The organism is Glycocaulis sp. (assembly GCF_052168375.1).
In the GTDB taxonomy this organism is placed as follows: Bacteria; Pseudomonadota; Alphaproteobacteria; order Caulobacterales; family Maricaulaceae; genus Glycocaulis.
This window is the reverse complement of record NZ_JBQLZR010000253.1, coordinates 1-10,835: the sequence shown is the minus strand read 5'-3', so window position 1 is coordinate 10,835 and position 10,835 is coordinate 1. Positions and strand designations below refer to the sequence as shown.

General features: G+C 64.2%; 9 protein-coding genes. 6 read left to right on the top strand and 3 right to left on the bottom strand.

From position 1 onward, the window contains the following. From addB to trxA, 3 genes are all read left to right on the top strand, one after another. Positions 1-1,921, top strand: a 1,921-nt coding sequence (addB, locus tag ACTS2Z_RS10410; protein WP_442573146.1) for a double-strand break repair protein AddB, incomplete at its 5' end; no start/stop codon positions are given. Beyond that, positions 1,918-5,598: a double-strand break repair helicase AddA gene (gene addA, locus ACTS2Z_RS10405; RefSeq protein ID WP_442573145.1), complete on the top strand. Its 3,681-nt coding sequence runs from the start codon at positions 1,918-1,920 to the stop codon at positions 5,596-5,598. The genes addB and addA, both read left to right, overlap by 4 nt. Positions 5,599-5,675: 77 nt before the next feature. Next, on the top strand, positions 5,676-5,996 hold the full coding sequence (gene trxA / locus ACTS2Z_RS10400) for a thioredoxin TrxA (RefSeq protein ID WP_442573144.1): 321 nt from the start codon (positions 5,676-5,678) through the stop codon (positions 5,994-5,996). 81 nt (positions 5,997-6,077) lie between these two features. On the opposite strand, the gene pyrF is transcribed toward trxA, so the two are convergent. The 3 genes from pyrF to ACTS2Z_RS10385 all read right to left on the bottom strand — a co-directional run bounded on the left by pyrF (position 6,078) and on the right by ACTS2Z_RS10385 (position 9,001). After that, positions 6,078-6,767, bottom strand: a complete 690-nt coding sequence (pyrF, locus tag ACTS2Z_RS10395; RefSeq protein WP_442573143.1) for an orotidine-5'-phosphate decarboxylase — start codon at positions 6,765-6,767, stop codon at positions 6,078-6,080. Then, complete coding sequence (locus tag ACTS2Z_RS10390) at positions 6,764-7,591, bottom strand: SDR family NAD(P)-dependent oxidoreductase (RefSeq protein WP_442573142.1); 828 nt, start codon at positions 7,589-7,591, stop codon at positions 6,764-6,766. The genes pyrF and ACTS2Z_RS10390 overlap by 4 nt, the downstream gene beginning before the upstream one ends. Positions 7,592-7,663: 72 nt before the next feature. Continuing rightward, positions 7,664-9,001: an alpha/beta hydrolase family protein gene (locus ACTS2Z_RS10385; RefSeq protein ID WP_442573141.1), complete on the bottom strand. Its 1,338-nt coding sequence runs from the start codon at positions 8,999-9,001 to the stop codon at positions 7,664-7,666. Positions 9,002-9,071: 70 nt separating this feature from the next. Between ACTS2Z_RS10385 and ACTS2Z_RS10380 the strand changes: the two genes are divergently transcribed. The 3 genes from ACTS2Z_RS10380 to ACTS2Z_RS10370 all read left to right on the top strand — a co-directional run. After that, entirely contained in the window at positions 9,072-9,356 is a 285-nt protein-coding gene (locus tag ACTS2Z_RS10380) for an autorepressor SdpR family transcription factor (protein WP_442573140.1), read from the top strand. After that, positions 9,353-10,057, top strand: a complete 705-nt coding sequence (locus ACTS2Z_RS10375; RefSeq protein WP_442573139.1) for an SdpI family protein — start codon at positions 9,353-9,355, stop codon at positions 10,055-10,057. Before ACTS2Z_RS10380 ends, ACTS2Z_RS10375 begins: the two co-directional genes overlap by 4 nt. Positions 10,058-10,166: 109 nt before the next feature. Next, a partial coding sequence (locus ACTS2Z_RS10370) for an argininosuccinate synthase (protein ID WP_442573138.1) occupies positions 10,167-10,835 on the top strand: 669 nt, incomplete at its 3' end.

Here is a 10,835-nt window from a genome sequence, read left to right as displayed (position 1 = left end):
CCGCCGGATCACCACCGAGATGGCGCGCTTTGATGTGCAGCTGGATGACAGCGCAGGCGAAGCGCTGAGTGATACCGCGCCCGGCAACTTCCTTATGCGGGTGCTGGAGGCAGCGGCAGACCCGGGATCTGCGCTCGCGCTTTCGGCCCTCTGGGCTTCGCCCCTTTTCACGCTCGGGCGCCCGCGGCCGGCCCTGATGCGTTTGCTCAACGCTCTGGAGGCGAAGCGGCTGCGTGGACGCAGGCCCGGCAACAGTTTTGATGATGTCCGCGTGCTCCTCACGGGCGATGACCCGGCAGAATGGCGTGTGCTTCTCGATGCAATGGAGCAGGGGCTTGAGCCGTTGCTTTCCCTGACGGGCGAGCAAACTGCACACAGCTGGGCGATGGCCCTCGTCCGGGCCGGCGAGGCGCTGGCGGCAAGCGATGTGCGGCCGGGCGAAGAGCGGCTCTGGGCGGGGGAGGCCGGGGAGCAGGCCGCCAGCCTGATGCGTGAGTTTCTGGAGGATGCCGGGGCCTTGCCGCCGGTCTCCTTGCGGGCTTTCGCCCGGATATTCCTCGAGACGGCGCGCCAGAGGCGGGTGCGGCCGCGTTCAGGCACGCATCCGAGACTCGCCCTTCTCGGCCCGTTGGAGGCGCGTCTCCTGCATGCCGATCTGGTGATACTTGCAGGCCTGAACGAAGGCGTGTGGCCGCAATCCATCCCGGCCGATCCGTTCCTGTCGCGCGGCATGCGTGTTGCGGCGGGGCTGCAGTCTCCCGAACGCAGGCTTGGTTTGTCGGCACACGATTTTGCCGAGTTGGCGGCCACTTCCGAGGTCCTCCTGACCCGGTCCACACAGGATGATGACGCGCCCACCATTGCCTCGCGCTGGCTGTGGCGCTTGCAGACGCTGGCCGCCGGAGAGCTGGGCGAAGACAAGGCAGGCGCCGCGCTCACTCCGGCTACAGATTATGCAGCATTGGCGGAGGTGCTGGACCAGCCTTTACGCCTGCTGCCGCCTGCGCCGCAACCCGCTCCGACGCCGCCTGTTGAGGCGCGAAAGCGCGAAATGCCCGTTACCGGCGTGGAGACCTGGATACGCGACCCGTATGCCGTCTATGCGCGCCGGATTCTCGGCTTGAAAGTCCTTGATCCGCTGGACCGGGAACCGGGCGGCGCCGAACGCGGCACAGCGTGGCACAAGGCGCTTGAGGACTGGACGCTGGAGCTTGGCAGTGCCGCAAGACTGCCCGACGATGCGGCGAACCGGCTTGTGGCGTTGGGTGAAGCCGCACTGCTGGCGGCTGGCTTCACACAGGCGGATCTGGGAAGCGAGTTGCCGCGCTTTGCCCATGCGGCGCGCTGGGTCGCCGAATGGGAAGCCGAACGGCGCGCGAAGGGAATTTTTCCGGTTCCAGGCGCTATCGAGACGCAAGGCCATATCGACCTTAACGCCCCGGCAGGGCCGTTCCGGTTAACGGCTAAGCCGGACCGGATCGACCGGAGCGAGGAGGGCTACCACATCCTCGACTTCAAGACCGGGCGGATACCGACACCGGCAGAAGTGCTCGCAGGGTTCTCGCCGCAACTGACACTGCAGGGCGCGATCCTGCAAGGCGGCGGGTTTTCGGCTTTGCCACCGGGCCAGATCGCCGGGTTTACCTATGTCGGTGTCAAAGGCACCAAGACGGCAGGCGAGGTGCATGAGATTACGGAGAAATCCACCAAGGACACGCCTGGGCGCAGCGCGGATGAGCTGGCGCAAGCCGCGCTGGAAGCTGTTACCCGCTACATCGCAAAGTTCGATGATCCGTCCACGGCTTATCATAGCCAACCCCGGCGCCAGTACGTGAACGAGTATGGCGATTATGACCATCTGGCCCGCCGCAAGGAATGGTCGACAGCCCCCGATGCGGACGGGAACGGGGAGGACGCATGATGGCCACTCCCGGCTTTGATCCCGCAATTGTAAAAGAGGCGAGCGCGGCGCAGCAGGCTGCGGCTGACCCCGGCTATACCGTCTTCGTCGAGGCGAATGCAGGCTCGGGCAAGACGCGTGTGCTGGTCGACCGGGTGGCGCGCCTGCTGCTGGCCGGGGTGCGTCCGGATTCCATCCTGTGTGTCACCTTCACCAAGGCCGCAGCCGGCGAGATGCAGGCGCGCCTCTTCAAGAAGCTCGGCGAGTGGTCGGTCATGGCCGACGGCAAGCTGCAAGGCGCGTTTAAAGAGCTGACCGGCGACGCGCAGGAGCCAGACAGCGCCGCGCTTGCGAGTGCCCGGCGGCTGTTTGCCCGGGCACTGGAAACGCCAGGCGGACTGAAAATCCAGACACTGCATGCGTTCTGCGACAGCCTGCTGCGTCAGTTTCCGATGGAGGCCGGCCTGCCGCCCGGCTTTTCCACTCAGGATGATGCAACCAGCGCCCGGGTGCGGCGCGACGCTGAGCGTGATGTCTATCTCGATGCCCGCCGGGCACCGGAAAGCCCGCTTGCCCGTGAGATCGCCAGACTGACCGAGCTTGGCGGCCCCAAAGGATTTGAGGCGGTCTTTGCCTTTGCAGCCAAGGAGCGCCACCTGCTGTCGGCGCTCTTCGAGGCGCATCAGGGGGAGGCGGCTCTCGTCGCCGTGCTGGCCAATAGGCTCGGCATCGATCCGGATGCGGATGGTGACCGGATCCGGCGCGATGCGATGGCCGCGCTGGACGCCGATGCGCTCGTGCGATGTGCCGAAGCACTTGCTGCCAGCAAAGGGGCGAAGGATCAGGCCCGGGCAAAGGCCCTTTATGAAGTGTTGGACGCTCTCTCCGCCGGGGAGTTCGAGGGTGCGTATGATGCCTATCGCCGCTTCCTGCTCAGCAAAAAGGGCGAATTCTATGCCGCCTTTTTCAACGGCAAGCAGGAAGAGGTTCATCCAGACCTCGCCCGCCTGTTCGGGCAGGAGCCGCGCGGCACTGAGCTGGTCCGGATGGAGGAGGTGTTTGCAAAGCTCGCGGCAGAGCGGACGCTGGCACTGTCGCGGGCGGCATTGACGATTGCACGTCAGTATATCCGCCATTACGAGCGTGCCCTCGCACGGGAACGCGCCGTTGATTTTGATGACCTCATTGCACGGACGAACTACCTTCTGCGCGATGGTGAGATGGCGGGCTGGGTGCGCTACCGCCTCGACGCGGGTCTGGAACATATTCTGGTGGACGAGGCACAGGATACGTCACCAGCCCAGTGGGATGTGATCGACGCCCTGGCAGACGAGTTCTTTGCCGGAGAAGGCGTGGAGCGTGCCGGGCTTGCGCGCAGCGTGTTCTGTGTTGGCGACGAGAAGCAGTCCATCTACTCCTTCCAGAAAGCCGACCCGAGACGTTTTGTGGCTCAAGGCCACGCGCTGGAACGCATGGCTGGCGACGCGGGCCGGCGCTTTGCGCGCCCGCCGCTGGCCACGTCCTTCCGGTCTTCGGCGGATGTCCTCGCCGCGGTCGATGCGGCCTTTGCCGCCGAAAAGGCGGCGATCGAGCACAAGGCTGCGCTGCGTGCGCCGGATGTAAAGTTTGTTGCTCCCGATACTGACGCGAGTGCGGCTACGCCGTTCTCGCGCTATCAGGATCATCATGCTGCGCGCGCCAACACCCCAGGCTGTGTCGAGATATGGCCGATTGTTCCGTATCCGCCGAAGGGCGAGGAAGACAGCCTGGACGATTACGGCCCGGTCGACACCGAACGCCAGTCCTCGGCGCGTAATCAGCTGGCAAAGGCAGTGGCTGACGAGATCCGCGCGCTGCTGGACCGGGGCGATACCGTCTGGGAGGAAAAGCCGAACTGGCACCGCCGGGCGGCAAGGCCCGGAGACATCATCATCCTGGTGCGAAAGCGCGACGGGCTCTTCAACGAGATAATCCGCCGCCTGAAGATAAACCGGGTTCCGGTTGCCGGAGCGGACCGGCTGACCCTGCCAGATCAGCTGGTTGTGGAGGACATGCTGGCGCTGGCCCGGTTCGCTCTCTTGCCTGAAGACGACCTTTCGCTGGCGGCGGTATTGAAGAGCCCGGCCTTCCACCCGTTGGACAATGACGTGCCCGTGATCGATGAGGATTGTCTTTTCGACCTCGCTCACGGCCGCAACGGACGCTCCCTCTGGGAGGCGCTGCTGGCAGATACCAGCCCCGCGCTGGACGATGCCCGCCTTGCGCTGAAAGCGGTACGTGCCCGGGTCGACACCTCCACCCCCTACAGTTTCTTTGCGCGCTTCCTTGGCGAGCGCACTGCTGGCGGCGAGACGCGCGCGGCCCGCATCTATTCCCGCCTTCGCGAGGAGGCTCGCGATCCGCTGGAAGCCTTTCTGTCTCGCGCGCTCGCCCATGAGCGGGCGGGTGCACCCTCCCTTGCCCGCTTCATTGATGAAATGGCGCGGATAAATGGCGAGCTGAAACGTGAGGCCGAAGGCGGGCGCAATGAAGTGCGCGTGATGACGGTGCATGGCGCGAAGGGGCTGGAAGCGCCCATTGTCTTTCTGCCTGACACCAACGGGCCTGCGGCCGGCAGGACGCCTCTGATGTTCCCCGATGCGGAATGCGGCCTCGTCTGGCGGGAAAATGATCCGTTCGCCGCGCCGATGATCACCGAACTTGGCGATGGCTGGAAACGTGACCAGTCGGCCGAATCGGCGCGGCTTCTCTATGTGGCCATGACCCGTGCGCGTGATCGTCTGGTGGTTTGCGGCTACATGCGTGGCAATGAAAAAGCACCGAATAAGACCGGGTGGTATACCCGCCTCCAAGCCGCCTGGCAGGGCGAGGACTGGCGACCTGCCGATACGGCAATTGACGCTATTGCCGAGCAATATGAATGGCCGGCGGAGAGCCGCGCCAAGGCGCTGCGCTTTGGCAAGGATCCGGTAACGGCAGAGCGGGAGGATGAAGCGTCGCAGGCCGTGCCGGAGCTGCCCGGCTGGGCGCGCAGTCCGGCACGGTGCGAAACGGTAACCTCGCGCGCTATAGCGCCGTCGCGCCTTCTGGCAGGGCTGGAGGCGGGCGAGGCCCCGGCGGGGCTCTCTCCGCTGGCGGACGGGGGGCGGGACCGCTTCCAGCGGGGCACGCTGGTGCACAAGCTCCTGCAAATACTGCCCGACATCGCTCCTGAGCGGCAGGATGAGGCCGCGCGCCATTTCCTGGAACGTCAGGAAGGTCTGGATGAGGCAGCGCGGGCCGCCATCGCCCGGGAAACTCTGGGGCTTATCCGCGATCCGGCATTCGCGCCCCTGTTTGGGCCGGGATCAAGGGCGGAGGTTTCGTTGAGCGGTAGCGCGCCTGGCCTGCCAGCAGGCGTGCGGGTCAACGGGCAGATTGACCGGTTGGTCGTCACGCCGGATTCAGTCCTGATCGTCGATTTCAAGACAAACCGGCCACCACCGGCAGAGGTTGATGCTGTTGCTCCGGCCTATCTCGCGCAAATGGGGGCCTATCGGGCGCTTCTTCGCGCGCTCTATCCGGGCCGTCAGGTCCGGTGCGCGCTGGTCTGGACAGATGCAGCGCGATTAATGGAACTGCCCGATGCAGCCATGGACGCGGCGCTGGAACTGGCCGCGCAGCCCGGCGCGCTTGACCGTGAGGTGTCGGCTTCCTAGGTGTACTGGCGATCAAGGCTGGCCCTGCACGCCGATTCCGGGTGTTCGGGCCGACATCCTTCCAAAGGAGAACGCCCATGGCGACCAAAGCGGTGTCTGACGATTCCTTCGAAGCAGACGTCCTCAAGGCCGGCGGACCGGTACTTGTCGACTTCTGGGCAGAATGGTGCGGTCCGTGCAAGCAGATTGCGCCCGCCCTCGACCAGATCGCCTCGGAGCACGCCGGCAGGATCACGGTGGCAAAGGTCAATATCGACGATAACCCGATGACGCCGGGCAAGTACGGCGTGCGGGGCATCCCCACCTTGATGATCTTCAACAATGGCGAGCTGGTATCGACCAAGGTCGGTGCCATGGCCAAGGGCAAGATCGAGGAATGGATCAACGACACGCTCTAGGGCTGTTTCGTAGCCAGAATTGAAAAAAGCCCCGGACCGATCGTCCGGGGCTTTTTTTTGCGTTGACGGGCCGTTCCTTGCCTACACTGCGGCCATTTCCATGTTGATGGCCTGGGCGGCTTTTCGAGGATCGCTCGCTGCGTTGATAGGTCGTCCCACCACGATCCGGCTCGCACCCATGTGGATTGCCTCCGCTGGCGTGGCGATACGCGCCTGGTCGTCTGAACGGCTGCCAGAAGGCCGGATGCCCGGCGTGATGATGTCGAAACCGGCCCCGAAACGTTCGCGCAGCTCTGAGGCTTCGTGGGCAGAGGCAATGACGCCATCGCAGCCCGCTTCCAGCGCCTGTTCGGTGCGCATCAGCACCAGATCACGCGTGCCGAAGGCAAAGCCCATTTCCTTCAGCATGGCATCGTCGTAGGCGGTCATCACGGTGACGCCGAGCAGCTTCAGCCTCGTGCCTTCCCGGCCTTTGTGCGCCGCGCGCATGACGGGCGGTTCGGCATGGATTGTCAGGTAATCCGCGCCCGATGGGGCAATGGACCGCGTCGCCTTTTCCACGGTTGCAGGAATATCGTGCAGCTTGAAATCCAGAAACACGCCGTGCCCGGCGGCTTTGAGGTCCCGGCACAGCTCCATTCCGCCAAGCGGGAAGAGTTGCAGCCCGATCTTGTAGAAGCAGCCTGCGTCTCCGATCCGGTCGACCAGGGTGCGGGCATCTTCGATTGCCGGCAGATCGAGCGCCGTGATCAGGCGCGCATCCGCGCTCACTGACTGGCTCCGGCCTGCGCGGCCATCCGCTTCTCCTGGGCCCGCATGATCGCCCGGCCAACAGGGTCAGGCAGTATCTTGGAAAATGCGGTGAGGAATTTGTACCAGGCGCCAGGCACGCGCAGCACGATCCCGCGCTCCACGGCGTCATATCCGGCAATGGCTACTTCCTCGGCGGTGAGCATCCAGAATTTCGGCAGGCTGGAAACGGTCTGGCGGGCGCCGTTCACATCGTGGAATTCCGACCAAGTATAGCCCGGCGCGACCGCCGTGACGTGAACGTTGCGCGCGGAAAGTTCCAGATGCAGGGCTTCGGAGAACTTGATCAGCAGGCTTTTCGCGCCCGGATAGAGTGTCCCGGAGAAGCGGGTATGGGCATTGGCGCTCGGCAGGAGCGCCGACACGGACGAGACATTGATGATCCGGCCAAAGCCGCGCTCAGCCATGCCCGGCGCAACAAGGTGCGCAAGCGCCAGATAATTGGTGACCATGAGCTGGAGAAAACGTGTCTGGTCGGTCCATTTGGTGTCGACGAAAAAGCCGGGCTGGCCAGCGCCGGCATTGTTGACGAGGCCGTCAATCTGCCGCCCGGCATCCTCGACCGCCTTGACGATCTCTTTCGGCGCGGTTGCCTTGGCGAGGTCCGCTGGAATGATGAGGCTGTCGACGCCAAAGCGTGCCTTCATTTCCTCTGCCAGCTCGCGCAGACGGTCCTCGCGGCGGGCTACAAGGGCGAGATCCCAGCCCTTGCTGGCGAACTCCCGGGCAAAGGCCGCACCGATACCTGATGAAGCTCCTGTAATAACAACCAGTCGGCGGGCCATGGCATCGCTCCTTTTCGCATCGCGTCGTGCGCGGAAAGTGGCGATGCTTGGCTCTAATGTCCAGACAGCGCGCTAGTCATTCAGCGTGCAGGCCTGCGTCATCAGGGACATCGTGGAGTTCACGATCAGGGCGAGCGCTTCGGGCGCCATGGCGTGGGGCGCACTGAGGTATTCGGCCGGTGAGCCGGTTTCGCTCGCCTGGAAGAGATGGTTCGTGCCCGGTGCGGTCAGGATGGTTGTCGGCAGGCCTTCACGAGCCGATTCCAGCCGGGGGATGTTCGTTTCGGCCAATACCTGCAGATCGTTTTCGGCAAAGATCGCCAAGACCGGCCCGTCATAGCTTGCCAGTGCCGGAGCCGGGTTCAGCTCCGCGGCTTCCTGGACATAGCGCTGGCCCCAGAACGCCGCTTGCTGACGGGCGGCTTCGGCGGGAATGCCGTGGGCGATGAAGGCGGCCTCGACAGCCGCCTGCGCCTCACCCGGCGGCGAGCTGCGCAAGGCCTCCAGCATGGCCAGCTGGCGTTCCCATGTCGCGTTGATTGTCGCTTCGTCAGCGCCCATGACGCGATTCATGGCCTCGCCCTGCTCCAGCAGGGTTTCTTCCAGCGTGCCAGCCATGCCCGCGAGCGTGACGATGAAGTCCGGCCGGGTGGTATCCGGGAGCAGGAAGGCGATCATGCCGCCTTCGGAATGGCCCATGATACCAGTGCAGCGTGTGTCCACATCCGGCTGTGTGCGCAGCCAGGTGAGGGCGGCAGCGGCATCCTCGCCCAGTTCACGCGGACCGCTGGCGGGTGTCAGGCCGGACAGGCCAATGCCGCGATCATCAAGGCGGAGGCTCGCAATGCCGGCATTGGCCAGCGCATCGGCCAGGGTGGCGAAGATGCGGTGTTCGCCGATTGTCACATCGCGGTCCTGACTGCCTGAACCGTTCAGCAGCAGAATGGCGGGATGCGGGCCGTCACCATCGGGAGTGCGCAAGGTTCCGGCAAGGCGCACGCCGGCCTCGATAACGGCCTCCCGTTCGCCGGGAAGGGAGGGAGAGGCGGCTGCCTCGACTGCGCCCCGTGCCATGTCGAGCGGAAACTCTGCCCCGCCTTGAGCGAACACGCCGGACAGAACGCCATCTGAATGCGTGGCGGTGTAGCGTGCCCCTGCAGCCGCCATATGCAGGTCGATCTGCGGGTATTCGACGCGGAAATCGCTGACGGGAATGGCCGAACCGCCCTGGTCGACGGACACCATGACGGCGCTGTATCCGTCCTCATTCTCCTCGATGCGCAGTTCGAGGCGCAATTGAGCCGCCCCTACATCCAGGACGCCGTTCCACGTGCCCGCAAGGCTTTCCTGTGCGTGTGCCGCCGAGATTGCAGCCAGGGCCAGCAGGCCCGCCAAGACCAGTCGTAACATCATTTCCTCCCAATCTGTGGAGATGTGTAATTAGCATTGCAACTAATTAGCGTCTAGGCTAAATAAATGCGTGATGGATGTTTTCGATGCCCTTGCCCACCCGGTACGCCGCGAGGTGCTGCGCCTTTTGCGAGCCGGGCCGATGAGTGCAGGCGAGCTGGCTGACCAGTTCGACGTGTCCAAGCCGACCATGTCGCGCCATTTCGCGACCTTGAAGGAGGCGGGGCTCATCCAGTCGGAAAAGACGGGGCAGACCATACGCTACCGTCTGAACATGAGTGTCGCGCAAGAGGCTGCCGCGCTGGTGCTGGGCCTCCTAGCGCCACGCGGCAACTGGCAGGAGGATGAAACATGATCATGCGCGGTCTCAAGCTGAGCGTGCCGCCATTGTTCGTACTTGCTGCGCTGGCTGTCTGGGGCTATCTGGCGACGCCGGACGGCACCGCCATCCCGGTCCATTTTGCAGCAGACGGAAGTGTGAACCGTTACGGTTCGCGCCTTGAGGCGTTCGGTGCGCTGCCGATCCTTGCTCTCCTGATATGCGGCCTGTTCGCGCTCGTGCCCGTCATCGACCCGCGCGGCGCCAATCTGCGCCGCTCGCCTGCACTCGTGCTGGTCAGCTGGTCGGGTGTGCTTTGGCTTCTCGCCTTTGTGCAGGGTGTCATCACACTGACCGCTACAGGGTGGATCGCCGAGACCGGCTGGGCACCGCGCCTTGTCGGGATGGGTGTGGGCATACTTTTCATCTTGATCGGCAATGCGCTTGGAAAGGCGCGGCCCAACTGGTTTGTCGGCATCCGCACGCCGTGGACCCTGTCGTCGGACCGGTCGTGGGATGTCACCCATCGCTGGGCGGGCTGGCTGTTCGTGATCGCTGGGCTAGTGAGCGTTATCTCCATGGCTGTTTTGCCCATTGAGGCCGGATTTATCGTCCTGGTTTCGACGACGCTTCTGGCGGCCTTTGTGCCAATGGGCATTTCCTACCTTGTCTGGCGAGCCGATCCGCTGCGGGAAACCTACAGTGCGGATGACGCGTCCAACGATGACGGGGTGTGATCTATAGCCGGGGCTTGCAAGGAAATGGCAAGAACGCTTTATGAGCGTTCCGTGTGCGGCTAGACAGTCGCGCTGTACCCAGTTCCTGTCTCGCCGAGGATCCTCGCCCATGTCCAAATCCGTCAAGAAAATCGTGCTCGCCTATTCCGGCGGTCTGGACACGTCGGTCATCCTGAAATGGCTGCAGGACCATTACGACGCCGAGGTCGTTACCTTCACCGCCGATCTGGGGCAGGGCGAAGAGCTGGAACCGGCACGCCGCAAGGCCGAAAAGGCCGGCGTGAAGCAGATCTATATCGACGATCTGCGCGAGGAGTTCGTCCGCGATTATTGCTTCCCCATGGTGCGCGCCAACGCGGTCTATGAGGGACAGTACCTGCTCGGCACCTCGATCGCCCGCCCGCTCATCGCCAAGCGCCTTGTCGAGATCGCCCACGAGACCGGCGCCGATGCCGTTGCACACGGCGCGACCGGCAAGGGCAATGACCAGGTCCGCTTCGAGCTGGGCGTTGCCGCGCTCGATCCCGACCTGAAAGTCATCGCGCCGTGGCGTGAATGGGACCTCAACTCGCGCACCAAGCTCATCGCCTACGCAGAGGCCAACGGCATCGAGGTGGCGAAAGACAAGCGCGGCGAGGCGCCGTTCTCGGTCGATGCCAATCTCTGGCACACCTCGTCGGAAGGAAAAATCCTCGAAGACCCGGCCGAAGAAGCCTCGGACATTGTCTATCAGCGCACGAATGATCCGGAATCTGCGCCGGACAAGGCCGAATACGTG

Bases quoted from the DNA above. Each gene is read 5' to 3' on its own strand.
- addA (WP_442573145.1), top strand. From the start codon at position 1,918: ATGATGGCCACTCCCGGCTTTGATCCCGCAATTGTAAAAGAGGCGAGC.
- trxA (WP_442573144.1), top strand. From the start codon at position 5,676: ATGGCGACCAAAGCGGTGTCTGACGATTCCTTCGAAGCAGACGTCCTC.
- ACTS2Z_RS10390 (WP_442573142.1), bottom strand. From the start codon at position 7,591: ATGGCCCGCCGACTGGTTGTTATTACAGGAGCTTCATCAGGTATCGGT.
- ACTS2Z_RS10385 (WP_442573141.1), bottom strand. From the start codon at position 9,001: ATGTTACGACTGGTCTTGGCGGGCCTGCTGGCCCTGGCTGCAATCTCG.
- ACTS2Z_RS10375 (WP_442573139.1), top strand. From the start codon at position 9,353: ATGATCATGCGCGGTCTCAAGCTGAGCGTGCCGCCATTGTTCGTACTT.